At 57.6% G+C, this 21,169-nt stretch carries 17 protein-coding genes; 8 read left to right on the forward strand and 9 right to left on the reverse strand.

Features of this window, described 5'->3' with window-relative positions:
* Positions 1-66: 66 nt before the first annotated feature.
* From ACWI0H_RS18335 to ACWI0H_RS18345, 3 genes are read left to right on the forward strand one after another with little or no spacing between them, the layout of a single operon-like run.
* Complete coding sequence (locus ACWI0H_RS18335; RefSeq protein WP_485874167.1) at positions 67-1,230, forward strand: fumarylacetoacetate hydrolase family protein; 1,164 nt, start codon at positions 67-69, stop codon at positions 1,228-1,230.
* Between the two features lie 46 nt (positions 1,231-1,276).
* A complete protein-coding gene (locus tag ACWI0H_RS18340) occupies positions 1,277-2,578 on the forward strand; it encodes an L-fuconate dehydratase (protein WP_336273865.1) in 1,302 nt (433 codons plus the stop codon).
* The gene (locus ACWI0H_RS18345; protein WP_485874168.1) at positions 2,578-4,002 is read left to right on the forward strand and encodes an FAD-binding oxidoreductase; all 1,425 of its coding nucleotides are present in this window, start codon (positions 2,578-2,580) and stop codon (positions 4,000-4,002) included. The genes ACWI0H_RS18340 and ACWI0H_RS18345 overlap by 1 nt, the downstream gene beginning before the upstream one ends.
* Before the next feature lie 27 nt (positions 4,003-4,029).
* Here ACWI0H_RS18345 and hpaI read toward each other — a convergent pair whose 3' ends face one another.
* The 5 genes from hpaI to ACWI0H_RS18370 form a co-directional block, all read right to left on the reverse strand.
* The gene (hpaI, locus tag ACWI0H_RS18350) at positions 4,030-4,800 is read right to left on the reverse strand and encodes a 4-hydroxy-2-oxoheptanedioate aldolase (protein WP_485874169.1); all 771 of its coding nucleotides are present in this window, start codon (positions 4,798-4,800) and stop codon (positions 4,030-4,032) included.
* A gap of 16 nt (positions 4,801-4,816) precedes the next feature.
* Positions 4,817-6,112, reverse strand: a complete 1,296-nt coding sequence (locus ACWI0H_RS18355) for a TRAP transporter large permease (RefSeq protein ID WP_485874170.1) — start codon at positions 6,110-6,112, stop codon at positions 4,817-4,819.
* Complete coding sequence (locus tag ACWI0H_RS18360) at positions 6,109-6,651, reverse strand: TRAP transporter small permease (RefSeq protein WP_485874171.1); 543 nt, start codon at positions 6,649-6,651, stop codon at positions 6,109-6,111. The genes ACWI0H_RS18355 and ACWI0H_RS18360 overlap by 4 nt, the downstream gene beginning before the upstream one ends.
* Before the next feature lie 106 nt (positions 6,652-6,757).
* Entirely contained in the window at positions 6,758-7,738 is a 981-nt protein-coding gene (locus tag ACWI0H_RS18365) for a TRAP transporter substrate-binding protein (RefSeq protein ID WP_485874172.1), read from the reverse strand.
* Between the two features lie 356 nt (positions 7,739-8,094).
* On the reverse strand, positions 8,095-8,994 hold the full coding sequence (locus ACWI0H_RS18370) for a LysR family transcriptional regulator (protein WP_101148072.1): 900 nt from the start codon (positions 8,992-8,994) through the stop codon (positions 8,095-8,097).
* A 151-nt stretch (positions 8,995-9,145) separates the two neighbouring features.
* On the opposite strand from ACWI0H_RS18370, the gene ACWI0H_RS18375 reads away from it, so the two are divergent.
* Both ACWI0H_RS18375 and ACWI0H_RS18380 read left to right on the forward strand, forming a co-directional pair.
* The gene (locus tag ACWI0H_RS18375) at positions 9,146-10,351 is read left to right on the forward strand and encodes a CaiB/BaiF CoA transferase family protein (protein WP_485874173.1); all 1,206 of its coding nucleotides are present in this window, start codon (positions 9,146-9,148) and stop codon (positions 10,349-10,351) included.
* Positions 10,352-10,362: 11 nt separating this feature from the next.
* Positions 10,363-11,298: a hydroxymethylglutaryl-CoA lyase gene (locus ACWI0H_RS18380; protein ID WP_176304011.1), complete on the forward strand. Its 936-nt coding sequence runs from the start codon at positions 10,363-10,365 to the stop codon at positions 11,296-11,298.
* A 13-nt stretch (positions 11,299-11,311) separates the two neighbouring features.
* Here ACWI0H_RS18380 and ACWI0H_RS18385 read toward each other — a convergent pair whose 3' ends face one another.
* The 4 genes from ACWI0H_RS18385 to speB form a co-directional block, all read right to left on the reverse strand.
* Positions 11,312-12,757, reverse strand: coding sequence for an aldehyde dehydrogenase family protein (locus tag ACWI0H_RS18385; protein WP_485874174.1), 1,446 nt, complete (start codon positions 12,755-12,757; stop codon positions 11,312-11,314).
* A 9-nt stretch (positions 12,758-12,766) separates the two neighbouring features.
* A complete protein-coding gene (locus ACWI0H_RS18390) occupies positions 12,767-14,410 on the reverse strand; it encodes a 5-guanidino-2-oxopentanoate decarboxylase (protein WP_485874175.1) in 1,644 nt (547 codons plus the stop codon).
* A 10-nt stretch (positions 14,411-14,420) separates the two neighbouring features.
* Positions 14,421-15,803, reverse strand: a complete 1,383-nt coding sequence (locus ACWI0H_RS18395) for a YjiH family protein (protein ID WP_485874176.1) — start codon at positions 15,801-15,803, stop codon at positions 14,421-14,423.
* A 137-nt stretch (positions 15,804-15,940) separates the two neighbouring features.
* Entirely contained in the window at positions 15,941-16,891 is a 951-nt protein-coding gene (gene speB, locus ACWI0H_RS18400) for an agmatinase (protein ID WP_485874177.1), read from the reverse strand.
* A gap of 220 nt (positions 16,892-17,111) precedes the next feature.
* Here speB and ACWI0H_RS18405 point away from each other — a divergent pair, with 220 nt between their 5' ends.
* The 3 genes from ACWI0H_RS18405 (at position 17,112) to ACWI0H_RS18415 (ending at position 21,106) form a co-directional block, all read left to right on the forward strand.
* Complete coding sequence (locus ACWI0H_RS18405) at positions 17,112-18,536, forward strand: sigma-54 interaction domain-containing protein (protein ID WP_485874178.1); 1,425 nt, start codon at positions 17,112-17,114, stop codon at positions 18,534-18,536.
* 113 nt (positions 18,537-18,649) lie between these two features.
* The gene (locus ACWI0H_RS18410; protein ID WP_008959396.1) at positions 18,650-19,780 is read left to right on the forward strand and encodes an ABC transporter ATP-binding protein; all 1,131 of its coding nucleotides are present in this window, start codon (positions 18,650-18,652) and stop codon (positions 19,778-19,780) included.
* A gap of 45 nt (positions 19,781-19,825) precedes the next feature.
* A complete protein-coding gene (locus ACWI0H_RS18415) occupies positions 19,826-21,106 on the forward strand; it encodes an ABC transporter substrate-binding protein (protein WP_101148078.1) in 1,281 nt (426 codons plus the stop codon).
* The last annotated feature ends 63 nt before the right edge of the window (positions 21,107-21,169 follow it).

Here is a 21,169-nt window from a genome sequence, read left to right on the forward strand (position 1 = left end):
GACACCACTGCTAACGTTTAATAACGACTTATAAAAAGCTAATTTTAAGAACGAATGGAGACGCACATGAAGCCACTTTCATCGATGGACACACTTCCCGCCGACCTGGGTAACGCGCTGCTGGTTGGCCGCGTTTGGCTCGAGGGCAGCCACCCCGGCCCCGCGCTGGTAACTGTTAACAACGGCCAGGTCATCGACATTACCGCCTTTGGCCCCACCATGGCTGACCTGCTGGAACGCGACGATCTACAGGAAGTCGTGCAACGGGCGGAAGGGCCCCATCTGTGCAGTGTCGAAGCACTGCTGGAAAACTCTCAGTTATCCCAACCCCAGGCGCCCTACCTGCTTGCGCCTTGTGATGTACAGGCCGTTAAAGCGTGCGGCGTCACCTTTGCCGTCAGCCTTTTGGAGCGTGTGATCGAAGAGCAAGCAGGCGGTGATCCGGCGCGCGCTGTTGATCTGCGTAACGATCTACAGTCGTTGATCGGCACCGACCTTTCCAAGATCGCCCCGGGCTCTGAAGAGGCGATGTCGCTGAAAAAGGCGCTTCAGGCGCGCGGTGGGTGGTCACAATACATGGAAGTCGGCATCGGCCCTGACGCCGAAGTGCTCACCAAATCCCAGCCGCTCTCATCGGTGGGTTTTGGCACCCCAGTGGGCTTGCACCCCTCCTCTCAATGGAACAATCCTGAACCCGAAATCGTGCTGGCCGTCGATAGCCACGGTCAGGTGCGCGGCGCCACGCTGGGCAACGACGTCAACCTGCGTGACGTCGAGGGGCGCAGCGCCCTGCTACTCGGCAAGGCGAAAGACAATAACGCCTCCTGCTCACTCGGCCCGTTCATTCGGCTGTTTGACGACCACTTCGATATCGACAGCGTGCGCAACTGCCAGGTGTCGCTACGTATCGAGGGCGAAGACGACGACTTCCTGCTCCAGGGCGAAAGCGATATGCGTGAGATCAGCCGCGACCCGTTGGATCTGGTTAGCCAAACCATCGGCGCCCACCACCAATACCCGGATGGTTTTATGCTGTTCCTGGGCACCATGTTCTCGCCGATTCAGGACCGCGACGGCCAGGGCCAGGGCTTTACCCATCACCTGGGTGATCGCGTCACCATCGCCACCCCAGCCCTGGGCGCACTGGTCAACCGGGTAGGCAGAAGCGATCAGCTACCGCCCTGGACCTACGGCATTCGCGAACTGATGCGCCACTTAGCGCGCCGCTGATACTGACACTCAACACACCACTCATGACACCGCCAAGGAGAGCACAATGACAACGATTACTCGCGTCGAGATTCAAGACATTCGCTTCCCCACCTCGCGCTCGCTGGATGGCTCGGATGCCATGAATGCCGCGCCAGACTACTCCGCCGCCTACGTCATCCTGCACACCGATGACGGCAGCCCCGAAGGCCATGGCCTGACCTTCACGATTGGTCGCGGTAACGAAATTGTCGTTACAGCACTGCAATCGCTGGCGCCGCTCATTGAAGGGAAAACGCTTTCCTCAATTACCGACAACATGGGCACTTTCTGGCGGGAAATCACCGGCGACAGCCAACTACGCTGGATCGGCCCCGATAAAGGCGCGATTCACTTAGCCACAGCGGCCATCGTCAACGCCGTGTGGGATATGTGGGCGAAAAAAGAAGGCAAGCCGGTGTGGAAACTGCTGGTGGATATGACGCCGGAACAGCTGGTGCGCTGCCTTGATTTCCGCTTTGTGACGGATGCACTAACCCCAGAAGAAGCGATCTGCCTGCTACGCCGCCAAGCTCCTGGAAAAGCAGCACGGGAAGCTGAAATGCGCAGTGAAGGCTACCCCGGCTACACCACCTCAGCAGGCTGGCTGGGTTACAGCGATGAAAAAGTGCGCAGCCTGGCGCGTGAAGCGCTGGCCGAAGGCTGGACTCACTTCAAACAGAAAATTGGCGGCGACATCGAAGAGGATGCCCGCCGTGCGGCGCTACTGCGCGAAGAGATCGGCTGGGACAACGTGCTGATGATGGACGCCAATCAGGTGTGGGAAGTCGACGAGACGATCATCAAGATGCGCCGACTGGCCGAGTTTGATCCGCTGTGGATCGAAGAGCCCACTAGCCCTGACGATATTCTCGGCCACGCCGAAATCCGCCACCGGGTTGCGCCTATCGGCGTCGCCACTGGCGAGCACTGCCACAACAAGGTGATGTTCAAGCAGTTCTTCCAGGCGGATGCCATCGACTACTGCCAGCTTGATGCAGCACGCTTGGGCGGACTAAACGAAGTCATTCTGGTGGTACTGATGGCCGCTAAATTCGGCGTGCCGATTTGCCCCCATGGCGGCGGCGTTGGGTTATGCGAATACACCCAACATATCTCACTATTCGACTACATTGCGGTATCCGGCAGCCTTGAAGGCCGCGTACTGGAGTACGTAGACCACCTTCACGAGCACTTTATCGACCCGGTAGTCATCAACCGTGGCCGCTACCAGGTGCCCGAAGCGCCGGGGTACAGCATTGCCATGCACGTAGAATCCCAAGCACAGCACCGCTTCCCTGAGGGTGCAGCCTGGCAGGAAGAACGTTAATGACCGACACCACCACCTTTCTAAATGAGTTAACCAGCCTGCTCGGCGAGCGGGGGTTACTGCGCGAACCGGACACCATGGCGCGCTACGTGAGCGACTGGGCAGGCGATACGCTGGGCATGCCGCTGGCCGTGGCTCGCCCGGCCAATACCGCTGAAGTCGCCGAGGTAGTAAAGCGCTGCTATGCACAAGGTGTCGCGATGACACCCCAGGGCGGCCATAGCGGCCTGGTGGCAGGCGCCTTGCCCGCCGCCAATGGCCAGGAGCTGGTGATCAGCTTGGAACGCCTAAACAATGTGCGCGCCATTGATCCCGTCAACTTCACCATCACAGTAGACGCGGGCTGCATCCTTGAGAACGTTAAGCTGGCCGCCTTTGATCATGATTGCGACTTTCCCCTCTCGCTAGGGGCTCAAGGCAGTTGTCAGATTGGCGGCAATATCGCGACGAACGCAGGCGGACTTAACGTGTTGCGCTACGGCATGATGCGCGAGCTGGTGCTGGGCCTTGAAGTAGTGCTGCCTGATGGACGCGTTTGGGAAAGCCTGAATGCGTTGCACAAAGACAATCGCGGTTACGACCTTCAGCAGCTGTTCCTCGGCAGCGAAGGCACCTTGGGCATCGTCACCGGGGCGGTGTTAAAACTATCACCGCGCCCCACCCAAAACCGGACGGCGCTGCTGGGACTGCCCTCCGTTCAGGCGGTGATTGACCTTTATGGTTTGGCACGCCGAGAGTGCTGCGATCTGCTAACGGCTTTCGAGCTGATTCCCCGCCGCTGTATTGAGCTGGCGATCGAAGCGACCCCGGAACTGCGCGACCCGCTGGATAGCGCCTACCCCTGGTACGTGCTGATGGAAGTCGCCGCCACGGGCCCCGTGGACCTGACCGCCTTACTGGAAGCGCTGCTGGAAACCGGCATGGAACGCGAGCTGGTGCTGGACGGCGCGCTGGCTGGCAGTGACACCCAGTCCGCCCAGCTGTGGCAGTTCCGCGAAAGCATGCTGGAAGGCCAGAGGCGGCGCGGCGAGCATCTGCGCACCGATATTTCGGTACCCATCTCATCGATTCCCGACTTCGTTAGCCGGGCCAGCGAGGTGGTGATGGCGGCGTCACCCGAGTGCGACATTATTGCCTACGGCCATGTAGGCGACGGCAATCTGCACTTCAATATCCTACCGCCCACGGCAATGGCGGATAGCGATAAGAAAGCCCATCTGCACGAGCTTGAAGAGCGTCTTTTTGAGGTGCTGGATGACTTCCACGGCAGCATCAGCGCTGAGCATGGCATTGGCCGCACCAAGCAAGCGCCTTATCTGGCGCGGCTATCGCCGATTGAGCGTGAGATGGTCAGCGGCGTTAAAGCGCTGTTCGACCCCAAGGGGCTGATGAACCCAGGCAGAATTTTGCCTGCTGGGGAGTAAGCCCCAGCGTAGTTCACACTATTTGGTTCATTCCTGCCTGAAACGCTCCGCTAGACCGCGCAATGCATTGGCGTAAAGCAGCGTATCGATGCCGACACCCACGAAGGTACAGCCCGCGGCGAGATAGCCGCGGGCGGCCTGCTCGTCCACCGTGACGATACCCGCTGCCTTGCCCGCAGCGCGTATCTTGTTAATGGCGTCACTAATCGCGTCTGTCACTTCAGGGTGGTTGGCATTGCCGAGATGCCCCATTGACGCCGACAAATCCGCCGGGCCAATAAACACCCCATCGACACCTTCTACTGCGGCGATGGCCTCCAGGTTAGCCAGCGCCTGGGGGCTCTCCACTTGCAGCATCAGGCAAATCTCGTCATCGGCGCAGGAGAGATAATCTTCTGCCTGCCCCCAGCGCGAGGCACGTGCCAGCACATGACCAACGCCGCGAATCCCGTAGGGTGGGTAGCGCGTAGCCGCCACCAGTTCAGCCGCTTGTTCGGCAGTCTCGACCATGGGGATGAGCAGGTTCTGCACGCCAATATCCAGATAACGCTTGATCAGCACCGCATCGCCAGTGGGTGGACGTACCACCGGGTGGCTTTGATAGGGGGCCAGCGCCTGCAGCTGAGCAAGTAGGCTGGCTAGATCATTAGGGGAATGTTCCGCATCGATCAGTAGCCAGTCGAAGCCCGCCGTGGCGGCAATCTCAGCGGTGTAAGCACTGGTCAAGCCGAGCCAAATTCCTGTTTGGGGTTGGCCCGCCAGTAGCTGTTGCTTAAACGCGTTGTGCGGCATTTTCATACGGGCTCCTTCTGAATTAGTACCCCATGATATCTGGCAGCCAAGTGGCCAACCCTGGCACGGCAATCAACAGCAAAATAGTTGCTATGATCGGCAGCAGGAACGGCAGTATCGCGGTCACCACTTGGCCATAACGCAGCCGTGTAATGCCCACCATTAAAAACAGCACCGTGCCAAATGGCGGCGTAATGACCCCCACCGACAGCGTGATCACCATCACGATACCGAAGTGAACAGGGTCTAATCCGGCGCTTAGCGCTGCGGGCACCACAATGGGGGTAAAAATCAGGATGCTTTCGATCACTGACATAAAGCAGCCGATCAGCAAAAAGAACAGCGCAAAACAGAGTAGCAACGCAAACATCGGCATATCGATGCTGGCGACCTGGCCCGCTAACGCCTGAGGAATCCCCATGCGTACCAGTATCCAGCCGTAGAAGCTGGAGACCGCGATAATCAGCAGAATGACCGCACTGAACATCAGGGTGCGGCGAAAGGCGCTGAAAAGGTCCCGCCAATTCAAGTCACGATACACCAGGCCGCCCAGAATCACCGCGTAAAGCGATGCAATGGCGCCAGCTTCCGTCGGGGTGAAAAAACCACCCCAGATACCGCCAACGATAATCGCTGGCATCATCAAAGGCAGAATAGCGCGCTTACCGGTACGGACGACTTCGCAGGCGTCAAAGGGCGTGGGTTTGGGCATTACCACCCGGCCGCTGGCAGAGAGCAATACGGTCATGCCCATTAGCAGCAGCGCCATCAAGATACCCGGCAGCAGCCCCGCCATGAACAGCCCGCCAATACTCACATTGGCCAGCCAGCCATAAACCACGAGCGCGATACTGGGCGGCAGAATTGGCCCGATCACGCTGGAGGCGGCAGTGATACCGGTTGAGTAACCCAACTCGTAGCCACGCTCTTTCATCGCCTTGATTTCGATACTGCCCAGCCCGGCAGCGTCGGCGACCGCGGTGCCCGACATGGTGGCGAAAATGGAGCTGGCCACAACGTTAGCGTGGCCAAGGCCACCTTTGGTGAAACCCACCAGCGCGGTAGCAAAATCAAAAATCCGCGTCGTCGTGGAGCCAATATTCATGATGTTAGCGGCCAGAATAAACAGTGGAATCGCCAGCAGGGTAAAGTTATTGAGGGTTTGCACCATGCGCAGCGGCAGCAGCTCGACGGGTAGCCCACCGGTGCCGGTCGCTACCAAGGCGATAAAGGAGGTCACGCCAATGGCGACCACCACGGGCAAGCCAATGGCCATCAGAACTAACAGGCCACCGACGAAAATCAGTAGTTCGGTCATGGCTGAGAGGCCTCCTCTTCATGGGACGTTTCCAACCACGCCACCGGGCCGCGCAGCATTTGCCAGAGGGCAATCAGCGCCATGCCCACAAAGCTGAAAAAGATGCCGTAATAGAGGTAGCTGAAACTGATACTTAGCGAAACGGTTTTATTGTTGGCGCTCATATCGGACATGATCCAAGCCCCCCAGGCGGCCAGTGCAAAAAAGCCGCAGGAGATCAGCGCGGTGAGCCGGTACTGGATATTCTTTCCCAACCCGGAAAGCTTATGGCTGAACAAATCGACCACCAGATGCTCGCTGCGTACCCAGGCGGATAGCGACCCGAAGCCAATCGCGTAAATCGCCAGCATAGACGCCACTTCTTCGGTCCAGGGCATGCCTAGCCCCAGCAGGTCACGGGCAATTACGGCCGCCACGATCAGCAGCAGAATGGCGGCCATCAGCGCCACGCCCACCCCATCGCACAGGCGTGTAACACCGCGCAGCGTATAGAAAGCAATTCGATCCGGCCCCTTATTGGGCGCTACCGCGTCTTCCACAGGAGAACTCCTTACCCTGACTGCTTTTTAGTCTTACATGAAAACTTATTTGTAATGAAGAAAAGCGACGGCCCGATGGGCCGCCGCAATTTCTGTCCAGCGCGTTTTACTCGCTGTCGTTACCCAGCGCATCTTCACGAACGCCCTCGGCCATGTCAGCCATGACACGATCGATAGCCGGTAACGCTGCCTCGCGGAAAGGCGCAACATCCGGCTCAATGACGGTCATGCCTTCATCCTGCAGGGCTTCCAGATAGAACTCGTCGAGTTCGCGTTCTTGCTCTGAACCATACTGGCGTGCCACCTCAATGGCTTCTTCGATCAGCGCTTGATCTTCCTCTTCTAGGCCATCCCACCAGCGAGAACTAGCTACCCAGCTCCACGGAAACTGCACATGGCTGGTCATGATCAGGTAGTCCTGCACTTCCCATAGACGACGGGTATAAGGCGAGGAGAGCGAGTTCTCGTGGCCATCGACCTGGCCGGTCTGCATGGCGAGATAAATCTCGGGTGCCGGCACGTTGACTACCTGAGCACCGATCTCTTCCCACACTTCCAACCATACCGGCAGTGAGGGCAGGCGCAGGCGGAAGCCATCCAGATCCGCCGGGGTATGAATCTCTTTATTGGCGGTCATATGCCGTGGACCGCGGTGCTGCAGGCCAAAATATTTCAACCCGCCCTGGCTTTCTGCTTTCTCGACCAGCGCTTGGCCGGAAGGACTCTCCATATAGGCGTCGACTTCATCCCAGGTAGTGAAAACGAAGGGAACCGTAATGGCGTCGTATTCAGGCGCATACTGTTGACGCCAGTTACCACCGGTCAAGGAGAGCTGGGTTTGGCCCAGATTAAGGAGTTCCAACACGGCATTCTCACCGCCCAGAGAACCCGCTAAAAAGGGGCGAACTTCAAAGCGCCCGGGGGCCTGTTCCTCTAAATATTCCGCAAAGCGTTCCACCGCGGCGCTTTCCGAGCCGCCTTCACTCATGGTGTTGTTAACTTGAATTTCGATTGGGTTAGCTAAAACGAACGGGGCCGTCGTTAGCATGCCTAGGGTAGCCAGCGTGGCAAACAGTTGTTTCCGCATGGGATGACTCTCTACGGTTGTCGTTATTGGGTGTGGTTCTTTATAGCTCCTGTAGGCAAGAGCTTTATGTCGCTTGCCTGATCTTGAAACAAGCAGCCGACGGGCTCAAATCGACGTTCAAGAAGGATGACTTCGTTAAATACGATGGCTAGAAACGTCGGTATGACGCGCTTTTTGACCGAGGTGCTTGCAGCCATACGACCAAAGATGAATACCTGACCGCCTTCGCTGCTCTTTCAAAAGCCCTCTCAATAGGCTGTGAAGGCATACTTCAGCGCCGCTGCTCAAGGCATTTTGCCACCACAAGATATTTGCCAGCTTTCACGAAGCACGAAGCCATTTGCAGACTTTTGCAATTAGTCCTCGCCCGCCTTCTGGGTAAGGTGGTCTACCAAGTGTCGCGCAGTGACATGCAAAGAGGCGTAGCGGCGCATGCCAATCACCAGCTCACGCTGGGCCCAAGGGTCGCTAAGCGGGATGCTTTTGAGCTGCAAATCCCCCAGATCACGATAGATGGTCTGCTCAGGGAGTACGCCAACGCCCATGCCGTGGTGAATCATCCGGCAAATAGCGTCAAAGCTACGTACCTGAATGCGCATACGCAGCGCTTTGCCTGCCAGGTTAGCTTGTTCATTCAACAGCGATTGCAGCGAGGCGTCCTGCTGTAAGCCAATAAAATCGAAAGCCAGCGCTTCATTAAAAGCGATGCTTTCACGCTCAGCCAAGGGGTGATCAATGGGCGTCATTAACACGAGTCGGTCATGCCGATAGGAGAGCTGCTGGAGATCAGGCGCCGCCACATGCCCAGCGAAAATACCGATATCGGTCAGCCCGTCGCGAACGGCGGCAATGATTTCGCTACTGACTCGCTCCTGAAGATCGATCTTAATTTCGGGATAAAGCCGGGAGAAAGCGCTGAGATCTTGGGGAAGAAAAGCAATGATCGCCGAGGTATTGGAGTGGATACGCACATGGCCGCGCACGCCTTCGCCGTACTCGCTGAGTTCCGCATGCAGGCGCTCGATGTTATCCAGAATACGTCTAGCATGGTGCAAAAATGCCTGCCCGGCGGGCGTCAGCTCAACACCGCGCGGGCGACGATACAGCAGCGTGGTACCTACCAGCGCCTCCAGATCACTGATCCGCTTGCTCACCGCGGCGAGCGCTAAATGCTCACGCTCAGCGGCGGCGGTCAGGCGCCCCTCATCTGCCACGGAGATAAACAGCTTAAGAGTGACGAAATCGAAGCGGCGCATGACACATGACTCCCGTAAGACAAGCGCATTATGCTAACGCACCCCTTCGCTAACCACGAACCCTTTGTTACCGATTGCCTAATTGTCGGCCTGTAGTGGCTCACGCATGCTGAACATCAATGACGATAACGACAAATAGAGGAAAGCCTAGATGAACGCTACCGAAGCCCGCCAGCTTCCGCTAAAGGGCTTAAAAGTGCTTGAGCTTGGCCAACTGATTGCAGGGCCTTTCGCCACCAAACTGCTGGGGGAATTCGGTGCCGATGTGATCAAAATCGAACCGCCAGGCACCGGCGACCCACTTCGCAAATGGCGAATGATAGAGGATGGCACCTCGCTCTGGTGGCACGTCCAGACCCGCAACAAGCGCTCGGTGGCGCTGGACTTGCGCAGTGAAGAGGGCCAAAAGCTGGTGCGCCAGCTCGCCGCCGAAGCTGATGTGGTGGTGGAAAACTTCCGCCCCGGTACATTAGACAACTGGGGGCTGGGCTGGGAAGCACTCTCCAAACTTAATCCACGGCTGATCATGGTGCATATTTCCGGCTATGGGCAAACCGGACCTTACCGCGATAAGCCCGGCTTTGGCGTGATTGGCGAAGCCATGGGTGGGCTGCGTTACCTCACAGGCCAGCCGGGCGAACCTTCGGTGCGCGTTGGCGTGAGTATTGGTGATTCGCTTTCCGCGCTCTACGCCGTGATTGGTACCCTACTGGCACTTCAGGAGCGCAACCGCAGTGGCCTGGGTCAAGAGATCGACGTCGCGCTGTATGAATCGGTGTTTGCGATGATGGAGAGCCTGCTGCCGGAGTTCGATGCCAGCGGTCAGATTCGCCAACCCAGCGGCAGCGCCCTGCCCGGTATTACCCCATCCAACGCCTACCGCTGCCAAGACGGTGATTACGTACTGATTGCCGGTAATGGCGACAGTATCTTCAAGCGCTTGATGGGCGTAATTGGCCGTGACGATCTCGCCAACGACCCGGCCCTGGCCCATAATGATGGGCGAAGCCAGCAAGCCGAAATGATTGATGCCGCGATTCAAACGTGGACGGAAGAGCGCCCGCGCGATGCCATTCTACAAGCTCTGGATGACGCCCGCGTGCCCGCAGGCTACCCCTACACGGCCGAAGATATCGCCTTTGACCCCCATTATTTGGCGCGGGAGATGATTCAAACCTTCACTCGCCCCAACGGCAAACCGCTAAAAGTGCCCGGCGTACTGCCCAAGCTTAGCGCTACCCCCGGGCGAATAGGCGAAGGCGGCCCCAAGCTTGGCCAGCATACCGATGACGTATTGGATGAGCTGGGCATCGATCACGAAACCCGCGCCAAGCTGCGCCAAGCGGGCATTATTTAGGGAGTGTTTTTATGAAGTTGGTAACACCTTGCCCCACCAAAATCGAGATCAACGAAGTCGCTCCCCGGGACGGCCTGCAGATTGAAGCACGCTTTGTACCCACCGAAGAGAAGATCCGCTGGATCGATGCGCTCTCTACCACTGGCCTACGGCGTATTGAAGCAACGTCGTTCACATCGCCTAAAGCGATCCCCAACCTGCGCGATGCCGCTGAAGTGGTGACCGGCATTCAGCGCCGGAAAGGCGTCGATATCACCGTGCTAGTGCCCAACGTAAAAGGCACCGAGCGGGCGCTCGCCTGCCAGGTGGATGAGATCAATCTGGTGATGTCCGCCAGCAATAGCCACGGGCTGGCCAACCTGCGCATGACGCCGGAACAATCCCTTGAACAGTTTGCGGCCATTCTGGACGTCACTGAAGGCAGCGGTGTGTTTATCAACGCCTCGCTTTCCACGACCTTTGGCTGCCCTTTTGAGGGCGACGTCCCTGAAGCGCGGGTGCTGGAACTGGTTGAAAAGCTGATTGGCCTTGGCATTCAGGGCGTCACGCTCTGCGACACCACCGGCATGGCCAACCCTGCCCAAGTCAAACGGCTATGCAAAGCCGTGCTTGATCGCTGGGCTCAAACGCCGTTCACGCTGCACTTCCACAACACCCGCGGAATGGGCTTAGCCAATGCATTGGCGGCTTGGCAGGCGGGCATCAGCCGCTTCGATGCCTCATTAGGCGGGCTGGGCGGCTGCCCCTTTGCTCCAGGTGCGACGGGCAACGTATGCACCGAGGATCTGGTGCATATGTTCGAATCCATGGGCGTCGATACCGGCGTCGATCTGGATGCACTGTTGGAAATCGCCGTCACCCTCCCCGACCTTATCGGCCACGATGTGCCGGGGCAGGTGGTCAAAGCCGGGAAATCGACCCGGCGTTATGCGATGCCTGAGCGCTAGTCTTAAGCGGGCGCTATTTCGGGCCTATCACATGCTTTACTTCTAGATAGGCGCTTAACCCCCAAGGGCCCAATTCACGGCCAATGCCGCTGCGCTTGAAGCCGCCCCAGGCGGTTTCGGGTAGCACCAACTGCTCGCTGTTGTACCAGATGCTGCCAGCCTTGAGCTGGCGGCCGATGCGTTTTGCCCGCTCAGGGTCGCCGCTGATGACCGTCGCTGCCAGGCCAAAGCTGCTGTCGTTGGCGAGCTGAATGGCCTCGGCTTCGCTTGTCACGCTGCGGGCGCAGAGCACCGGGCCGAAAATCTCCTCTTTCCACAGGCGGCTCTCGAGCGGCACGTCCCGGTAAAGCGTGGGCGCCAGGAAGTAGCCCTGGGTCGGCAGCGTGCGGTGCGTCGCATCGCGCACGACTGTCAGTTTTTCCTGTTCGGCCAGATCCAAATAGCGTTGCACGGCGTCGCGCTGTTTGGCACTGCTCAGCGGGCCTAAGTCGGTGCCTTCGGCAAGCGGATCGCCTAGCGTTAGCGCATCCATTCGCTCTCCAAGCGCGGTATAGAGAGCTTCCGCGACGTCTTCGTGTACTAATAGCCGCGAAGTTGCTGAGCAGATTTGTCCGGCATTGAAGTAAATGCCCGCCATCACCCAGTCAGCGGCTTGGGCTGGGTCGGCGTCTTCCATCACCACAATGGGGGATTTGCCGCCTAGCTCCAGCGATACGCTTGCGGTGCGGGCGCTGGCTGCCTGCATGACCGCTTCGCCCACGCGATTACTGCCGGTAAAGGAGATTTTATCCACACCAGAATGGTGGGTGAGCGGTGCACCGATGCCCTCGCCGTCACCATTGAGCAAGTTGAGCACACCCCCGGGCAGGCCAATCTCTAGAGCGATTTCTGCCAGCACTAACTCAGGGAGCGGTGTCACTTCGGAGGGTTTGAGCACAGCGGTACAGCCAGCGGCCAAAGCGGGTGCCAGCTTCCAGGCACTGGTGACGAGGGGGAAATTCCACGGCGCAATCAGCCCCACCACGCCCACGGGGTCGTGATAGGTGCGCGCTTCAACACCCTCCATTTCAACACTCACTAACTCACCCTGACGGGCATCCAACGCTTTAGCCTGCTTGGCGTAGTAGCGGTAGCAGGCAATGGCATCCTCTAGATCGATCTCCGCCTCCGCTAACGGCTTGCCATTGTTGGTCGCCGACAGGGTGGTAATCGAATCACGGCGGGCTTCCAGTGCATCGGCGAAGCCTTCCAAATACTTTGCACGTGCGGCGCCACCCAATGCCTGCCACTCAGGCTGCGCCTGCTGGGCGGCTTGTACCGCCGCATCGACATCGGCAGCATCCCCGGCAGTTACTTGGGCAATACGCTCTTCACGGTAAGGGTTCATTACATCGAGCAGGCGCGTGCCGTTTGAGGGCACCCACTGGTTGTTGATGAACTGCTGGTTGAGTAACTGCATGATGGAATCCTATTCAGAAAATGCGCACGCACGCTGCCAGGCAGCGGCGTCAATTTCGATCAGCAGCGGCCCGTTGGGCTCGCGGTTATCGAGCGCGTTGGCAAGTTCGGCAGGGCTCTCTACCAGCATGCCGGGGCAACCAAAGCCTTCGGCCAAGGTGAGAAAGTTAGGCGCCTGAATATCCACCCCTAAGCGCGCGACGCCGTTGGCATCCATATAGCGCCGGATCTCTTCGTAACCGGCGTTGTGCCACAAAACGATGACGACTGGCAGGCGGGCTTCGACGGCAGTGGCGATTTCCGACAGCGTGAACATCACCCCACCGTCTCCCACCAGCGCCACCACTGGCAAATCAGGCTGGGCCAGCTGTGCTCCCAATGCCGCGGGTAACCCGTAACCCAAGGTGCCGTAACCGGTCGAGGCATTGAAGTAGCGACGTGGTGCAGGCTGGCTAACAAGGTGGTTTCCGGCGTACACCGGCGCGGTGGAATCGCCTACCAGAATAGCCTCAGGCAGATGCTCGGCAAGCGTGGCATAGAGCGGGATAAAATCGCTAAACGCGGGATCGTCTGCCAAACCCAGCGCGTTCAGCGCAGCGGCGGTTCGTTCACCACCCTGGCGCTTCAGCGGCGCCGAGAAATGCGTTAGCAGAAGCTCCAAGCTACGCCCGGCATCACCCACCAAACCCAGCGTAGTACGCTGGTTACGCACCAACTGCTCAGGATCAAGATCGATACGAATCAGCGTCCCGTTGAGGTGAAAGCCGTCATCAAAAACGACGTCATAATCGGTCTCACCCAACTCGGTACCTATCGCCAGAATCACATCGGCGTTGGCGGCTAGTTCACGAACCGCGGGCAGTGCGGCATTGGCGCCCAAATCCAGCGGGTGGTCGCGGCCTAGCAGCCCTTTGGCATTAATCGTCGTTACCGTCGGGGCATCGAGTTTTTCTACCAATGCTCGCGCTGCTTCCGGCGCTGAAACGCAGCCGCCGCCCAATAGCACCAGGGGCTGCTTCGCTGCTTTTAGTAAGCGTGCAGCCTCGGCCAAGCCTTCTGGGTCAGGTGCCGCGCGGTATAGCGTTGGCGCTTGCCAGCTAGCCGGTATGTGTACCGGTGCATTGAACAGATCGATAGGGATTTCAATATGCACCGGGCCTGGGCGCGCGCCGTTGAAAACGGCAAAGGCGCGGGCCAGTACTTCAGGCAGTGTATTGGCATCCAGCAGCGTGTGGCTAAACCGCGCCACGCCGCTGATCATCTGCTGTTGACTGGGCAGTTCGTGCAGCCGCCCTTGGCCTAAGCCCAAAGTATCGCGGCGATTCACGCTGGAGATCACCAGCATGGGAATGGAGTCCGCCAGGGCTTGGCCCATGGCGGTGGCAATGTTGGTCATGCCTGGGCCGGTGATAATCAGGCACACGCCAGGCTTCCCGCTTGCGCGGGCATAGCCGTCGGCCATAAACCCGGCGCCCTGCTCATGGCGCGGGGTTATATGCTGCACATCGCTGCCTTCCAGACCACGATAAAGCTCTATCGTATGCACGCCGGGGATGCCGAACAGGGCGCTCACCCCGTAAGTCTCCCGCAGCAGCCGAATGAGTAGCTCTGCACAGGTCATGGCGGGTTGTTTACGTGCTTCTTCAACGCTCATTACAGTCCCCTTAGAAGAAAAACGTGTGGGCCATAAAGGCGATGATCGGCAGCGTAATCGCGGTACGCAGTAGAAAGATGGCCACCAGCTCCCAGAGTTTGATGGGGATTTTCGACTTGAGCAGCAGCGCGCCTATTTCAGACATGTAAATCAGCTGGGTCAGGGAGAGACAGGCGATCACAAAGCGAGTGAGCTCGCTTTCAATATTGGTCGCTAATACCGCTGGTAGGAACATATCGGCAAAGCCAACCAGCGTTGCGGGCGCTGCCGCTTCTGCCTCTGGAATACGCAGCAGTTCCAGCACCGGTACCATCGGGTAAGAGAGCCACGTAAACAGCGGGGTAAACTCCGCCAGAATGAGCGCCACCGTGCCAATGGCAAACACCAATGGTAGTAAACCTAGGAAAATATCCATCACGTTGAGCAGCGCCAAACGTGCTAGCTCGCGAGGGCCGGGAGCGCCAGCGGCGCGATTGGTGGCTTGAATCAAGCTATAGCGGAACAGGCCGACCTTTTCGGTACGTTCTTCGTTTAACTGACAGCCGACCGGCTCATAGTAATCATTGGACTTGCGCGATAGCGGTGGGATGCGCGGCACAATGACCGCAGCGATTAACCCTGCCACTACGACCGTCGTGTAAAACTGCACAAACAGATGGTTAATATCGACGAAGCTCGTCACTAACAGCGCAAAGGCAATAGATACCACAGAGAAGTTGGTAGCAATGACGGAGGCTTCGCGGCCATTGTAATAGCCCTGCTCATACTGCTGCGTGGTAATGAGCACACCCACGGTACCCGACCCCATCCATGAGGCAGTGGCATCAATGGCGCTGCGTCCCGGCAAGTTAAAAATTATCCGGAACGGCTTGCGTACCATGCTGCCGATAAACTCCATAAAGCCAAACTCGACCAGAAACGGTAGCAACAGCGCGGCAAAGAAGAAGAAGGTTAAGAGCACCGGCGCAAGATCATTGAGCATGACGCCACCGGTAAAGGAGGCAGTAACGAATTCAGGCCCAAACTGGAAATAGGTCATCACCGCAAACAGAGCGCCTAAAGCACGCATTGCCAACCACAGCGGCCCAACATGGAACATCTCGTGCAACATGCCTTTTTTGGCCCAGCCAGGGTTAGCTAGCTTGGCATAAACAGTGACTACCACTGACAGACAAAGCACGACTACCGCGATAGCTGGCAGCGCTGAGCCTAATAGCGTTTGCAACCCCTCCGCCATAAGGCCCATACCAATATTGATGGTATCGCCAAATTGAAAAGGGACGAGGAACAGCAAAACCCCAATTAAAGAAGGCACTATAAACTTCAGTAAATGCGCCTGGGGGATCGGCCCCGACGAGGTCGGCGTTGCGGTCTTAACGTTACTATTCGACATAGGGTTCACCTATTGGAAGTGATTATTAGAGGTGGGCTAGCGGCGTCGTGGCAGGAAGCAGACCTTCCTGCCATATGTCTTTTATTAGCGCCTTGTTAGATCGGCGCTTTTTAAATCAAAACTGTCTTAACAGTGGCTTAATCGCCGCGCTTCACGCCCGGCAGGACGCAGAGCATTTCATACAGCAGCGTGGCGCCCATCAGTGCGGTGTTGCCGCTGGGGTCATAAGGCGGGGATACCTCCACCAGATCACAGCCGACAATGTTCAGGCCCAAGGCGCCACGGACAATTTCCAACCCCTGAGCAGACGTTAGGCCCCCCATCTCGACCGTGCCGGTGCCGGGAGCAACGGAGGGATCCAAACCATCAATATCGAAACTGATGTATACAGGGATATCGCCCATCTGTTCGCGCACTTCCTGCATCAACGGCGCTAGCGAGCGGTACCAACACTCCTCGGCGGGAACAACGCGGAAACCTTGATCGCGGCACCAGTCGAAATCCTCAGCGGCGTAACCCGTACCACGCAGGCCGATTTGCACGACCTTACCGTGGGCCAACAAGCCCTCTTCCTGAGCACGACGAAATGGCGTGCCGTGGGCAATTGGCTCGCCGAACATATGCTCGTTTACATCGGCATGGGCATCGATATGAATCAATCCCACCGGGCCATGCTTTTTGGCCATGGCGCGTAGAATTGGCAGCGTCAACGTGTGCTCGCCGCCCAGGGTCAGCGGAATGCAGTCATGCTTTAACACGTCGTCGTAAAAGGCCGTGATGATGTCGACGCTTTTCGGCAGGTGGAACGTATTAATCGGTACGTCGCCGATATCGGCTACCTGGAGGCTTTCAAACGGCGCGGCGCGGGTTGCCATATTGTAGGGGCGCAGCATGCGCGACTCATCGCGGATCTGGCGCGGCCCGAGGCGCGTACCGGGGCGGTTCGAGGTACCGATATCCATGGGAATGCCGATAAACGCCGCATCTAAACCTTCAGCGGTGTCTTGGGTAGGCAGGCGCATCATGGTGGCGGGGCCTGCAAAGCGCGGCATGGTGTTGCCGCCCAGCGGCTGGTTGAACTCCGACATACACATCTCCTTGGATTTGTTGTGACGATTTAGCCTATGCAACTTTCCTGACTTTCAGCATTAGCTATCTCCTATAGGCGTTGCACAGATCATGCCAAGTCGTAGATCCCTATAAAGCGGTGGGATTACCAGCCAAATGATGCAAAAATGAATCAATTTGACGCTTAATCAATTCATTATTGAATCAAAGATTCAATAATGAATTGTTTGAAGGGAGTCGATGGCAGTGAGTGAAATAGACCAACGCGTCCTGCAAACCATAGTGGAGACCGCTAACGATCACTTCTTTATCGTCAGTGGCGAGGGGCAAGTGTTGGATATTAGTCCTGGAGCCGAAGCGGTTTACGGGGTATCACGAGAAGAACTACTTTCCAGTAGTGTTCAGCAGTTGCAGGCTGCCGGTGTACTGAAGCCGTCGATCACCATGGAAGTAATGCGTACCCGAAGGCCGGCTCAGTTAATGCAGGTCACCGGAACAGGCCGCCGGGTTATCGCCGAAGCCTACCCTGTATTCGTCAATGGCAAGCTAGAGCGTATTATCAGCCGCTCGCGGGATTTAACCGACTTGCAGCTATTGCAGGACGAATACGCGCTGCTACAAAAACGCTTTAGCGAACACTTAAAGCGCAGCCAAGCCGCCCCGGATGCGGAGGAGCAGGCGCTGGATGACGCCCTGGATAACCTGCAGGTGCGCAGCAGCGTCATGCGTGAAATTGCGCTACTGCTCAAGCGGGTCGCCCCTTCAGATGCCAATGTTTTGATGTTGGGTGAATCGGGTGTGGGTAAAACCGCCTTTGCCAAACAGCTGCATCGCTGGAGCCAGCGCTGTGACGGGCCGTTTATTGACGTTAACTGCGCGGCCATTCCTGAGAATTTGTTTGAGTCCGAGATGTTTGGCTATCAGCCCGGCGCTTTTAGCGGCGCGGCGCGGCAAGGTAAGGCGGGACTACTGGAGCAGGCCGAGGGCGGAACGCTGTTTTTGGATGAAATAGGCGAACTGCCGCTGCTAATGCAAACCAAACTGTTAAAGGTCATTCAGGATGGCAGCCTGACTCGGCTGGGTGACACCCGCTCTCGCAAAGTCAATTTTCGTTTGGTCGTGGCCACTAACCAAGACTTGGCTAAACAGGTTGAGGCTGGGCAGTTTCGGTTAGACCTTTACTACCGTCTCAATGTGATCCCGGTCACCCTGCCGCCCCTTCGCGACCGCCGGGAAGATATCCCAGACCTTGTCGAAGCGTGTTTAAACCGGCTCAACCAGCGCTATGGGCGGCAGAAAATTCTCGACACCCGCGTTTGGTCGACCCTGATGGGCAGCGAATGGCTGGGCAACGTGCGTGAGCTGGAGAACTGGCTGGAACGGGCGTGGCTTTCCAGCCCCACGGATCAGATTGAGGTGCCTGCCGCTCAACCATATACCGAACAACACCATGCAAGCCTGCCGAGCTCGTCACCAGCAACGTCGATACCTGCGCTGGAACCTCATGAAACACTTAAGCAGTATATGGCCCGTTTAGAGCGGGAAACGCTTGAGGCGCTGTGCACCACTCACCTCAGTACCTATGCCATCGCCGAGCGGCTGGGCATCAGTCAGTCCAGCGTGGTGCGTAGGCTTCAGCGCTATGGCATTAAAGTTGCCAAATGATTTTCTGCTTGACACAGCGGCTGTCATAAACGATCCATGTAAGTGTCATACAACGGCAACACCTTCAACACAAGCTGAACCAATAACAACCAACAGCCGGTGATGTGTGTGCTATGTCAAACCAATCGCGTATCCGCCTGGAACGCGTCACCAAACGTTGGGACGCGACTGCTGCCGTCGATGATATCTCCTTCGACGTCACGCCTGGGCAATTTGTCATTCTGCTAGGCCCTTCGGGCTGCGGCAAATCTACCACGCTGCGTATGATCGCAGGCTTGGAAGAGGCCAGCGGCGGGCATATCTATATTGGAGAGCGTGATGTGACACGCCTGCCACCCGGTGACCGTGGGCTGAGCATGGTGTTTCAGTCCTATGCACTGTTCCCGCATTTAAGTGTTGCCGACAACATCGTGTTTGGCCTGCGCAGTCGTAAAGTACCCAAAGCCGAACAGCGCGAACGGCTCGCCAAGGTTGCCGAGCTGGTCGATCTCACCGATTACCTGGCCCGCAAACCTGCCCAGCTCTCTGGTGGCCAGCGACAACGAGTGGCGCTGGCACGCTCAATTATCTCCGAACACCCCATTTGCTTAATGGATGAGCCGCTCTCCAATCTGGATGCGCGGCTGCGAAGCGATATGCGCAGAGAAATCAAAGCGTTGCAAAGTCGCCTAAATATGACGGTGATTTACGTCACCCACGATCAAGTTGAGGCCATGAGTATGGGTGATCGCGTCATTCTGATGCAGCACGGCAAAATCGTGCAGGACGGTACGCCCGACGAACTTTATAACCGCCCCGCCAGCGCCTTTGCCGCCAGCTTTATTGGTAGTCCAGCGATGAATCTGCTGCCGTTGGTGGCTGGTGAGACTGGCGCCGTCATTGAAGGTGAGCCAAGCACGCCGGTGGCGCCAATGGAGGCCGCCGGTGGACACTTGGGCGTGCGCCCAGAAGATATTGAGCTACGGCCAGCGGCGTCGCCAGGCGTACCCGCCAAGGTAGTCAGTGAAGAGTACTTGGGGGCAGATACCATCGCCTATGTTGAGGTGGGCTCGCATACCCTGCGCGTTCGATTAAGCGGCAAACCGCTATTGAGCGGCCAGCCATGCAGCCTCTATTGGGCGTCCAAGAACATACACCTTTTCGATGCTAACGGCCTACGGCGCGATGATATGCCACCAAGCGATTTCGCTCCGCCAATCCGCAGCATTCCTCGTCCACCGGCGGTGGGCTCTTTCCAACACTGATCGCTTTTCAACCTTGATTCAGTCCTGACACTTGTGGAGTCTCTTATGCGTTCGCGGATCCCTTTTGCGATGACGGCCCTGGCAGCGGGCTTGTTGAATGCCGCCCAGGTCAACGCTGATAGCGTCGATCTCACCATGTACTACCCAGTGTCGGTGGGCGGTGCGCTCACCAACGTGGTGGATAATCTGGTAGAGGAGTTCGAAAGCGAACACCCGGATATCAACCTGGAAGCGATTTACGCCGGCAACTACGACGACACTCGCGTACGGGCTATGTCCGCCATCGAGGCTGGCGATACGCCGCAACTGTCAGTTCTTTTTTCAATCGACCTTTATGAGCTGATTGAGCAGAACGCCATTGTGGCCTTCGATGATCTGGTCGAAACCGATGAAGAGCGTGACTGGCTGGATAGCTTTTACCCTGGCTTGATGGAAAACGGCCAGCTGGATGGCAAAACCTACGGCATTCCCTTCCAGCGCTCCACCATCGTGCTGTTCTGGAACAAAGACGCCTTTGAAGCGGCAGGCCTAGACCCCGAAACGCCCCCTGAGAACTGGGAAGAGATGGCCGAAATGGCCGCCACCGTTCGGGAAGCCTCCAATGGCGAGCAGTGGGGCGTGATGGTGCCTTCCACGGGCTACCCCTACTGGATGTTCCAGGCCTTCGCGTTTCAGAATGGCCATCGTTTGATGAGCGAAGATGGTACTGAGGTCTACTTTGACGACCCCGCCGCCGTTGAAGCGCTGGAATACTGGGTGTCGCTAGCCACCGAGCACGATGCCATGCCCGATGGCACCATCGAATGGGGCACGCTGCGCCAAAACTTTATCGAGCAATCTACGGCGATGATGTGGCACACCACAGGCAACCTAACGGCCGTACGTAGCGAAGCTGATTTTGACTTTGGCGTTGCTATGCTGCCAATGAAAACCCAGCGCGGCAGCCCCACCGGCGGCGGCAACTTCTACATTTTTGAAGATGCCAGCGAAGAAGAGCAACGCGCAGCGATGACCTTTATCCGCTGGATGACCGATCCCGAGCGCGCCGCGGCCTGGTCAATTGAAACCGGCTATATGGGCGTTAGCCCCGCCGCTTATGAAACCGATGCACTGAAAAGCTATGTGGAAGAGTTCGCTCCCGCAGCCGTAGCCCGCGACCAGCTTGAACATGGCACAGCTGAGCTTTCCACGTATCAGGGTGGCCGCGTGCGTCGTGCTTTGGATAACGCCGTACAAGCCGCGTTAACTGGCCAGATGTCACCGGAAGAAGCGCTTAGTCAAGCGCAGCAAGAAGCCGATGGCGTGCTGCGCCGCTACGCTCGCTAATCGTCATATTTATCTCTATTTGCCGGGGCATGCCCCGGCTTTTCCCACTTGCGGTACTTAACC

The organism is Halomonas sp. NYA30, assembly GCF_976980765.1.

Coding starts and splice junctions, on each gene's coding strand:
- ACWI0H_RS18415 (WP_101148078.1), top strand. CDS start 19,826: ATGCGTTCGCGGATCCCTTTTGCGATGACGGCCCTGGCAGCGGGCTTG.
- ACWI0H_RS18410 (WP_008959396.1), top strand. CDS start 18,650: ATGTCAAACCAATCGCGTATCCGCCTGGAACGCGTCACCAAACGTTGG.
- ACWI0H_RS18390 (WP_485874175.1), bottom strand. CDS start 14,410: ATGAGCGTTGAAGAAGCACGTAAACAACCCGCCATGACCTGTGCAGAG.
- ACWI0H_RS18345 (WP_485874168.1), top strand. CDS start 2,578: ATGACCGACACCACCACCTTTCTAAATGAGTTAACCAGCCTGCTCGGC.
- hpaI (WP_485874169.1), bottom strand. CDS start 4,800: ATGAAAATGCCGCACAACGCGTTTAAGCAACAGCTACTGGCGGGCCAA.
- ACWI0H_RS18335 (WP_485874167.1), top strand. CDS start 67: ATGAAGCCACTTTCATCGATGGACACACTTCCCGCCGACCTGGGTAAC.
- ACWI0H_RS18395 (WP_485874176.1), bottom strand. CDS start 15,803: ATGTCGAATAGTAACGTTAAGACCGCAACGCCGACCTCGTCGGGGCCG.
- ACWI0H_RS18370 (WP_101148072.1), bottom strand. CDS start 8,994: ATGCGCCGCTTCGATTTCGTCACTCTTAAGCTGTTTATCTCCGTGGCA.
- ACWI0H_RS18380 (WP_176304011.1), top strand. CDS start 10,363: ATGAAGTTGGTAACACCTTGCCCCACCAAAATCGAGATCAACGAAGTC.
- ACWI0H_RS18355 (WP_485874170.1), bottom strand. CDS start 6,112: ATGACCGAACTACTGATTTTCGTCGGTGGCCTGTTAGTTCTGATGGCC.
- ACWI0H_RS18375 (WP_485874173.1), top strand. CDS start 9,146: ATGAACGCTACCGAAGCCCGCCAGCTTCCGCTAAAGGGCTTAAAAGTG.
- speB (WP_485874177.1), bottom strand. CDS start 16,891: ATGTCGGAGTTCAACCAGCCGCTGGGCGGCAACACCATGCCGCGCTTT.
- ACWI0H_RS18385 (WP_485874174.1), bottom strand. CDS start 12,757: ATGCAGTTACTCAACCAGCAGTTCATCAACAACCAGTGGGTGCCCTCA.
- ACWI0H_RS18405 (WP_485874178.1), top strand. CDS start 17,112: ATGGCAGTGAGTGAAATAGACCAACGCGTCCTGCAAACCATAGTGGAG.
- ACWI0H_RS18340 (WP_336273865.1), top strand. CDS start 1,277: ATGACAACGATTACTCGCGTCGAGATTCAAGACATTCGCTTCCCCACC.
- ACWI0H_RS18365 (WP_485874172.1), bottom strand. CDS start 7,738: ATGCGGAAACAACTGTTTGCCACGCTGGCTACCCTAGGCATGCTAACG.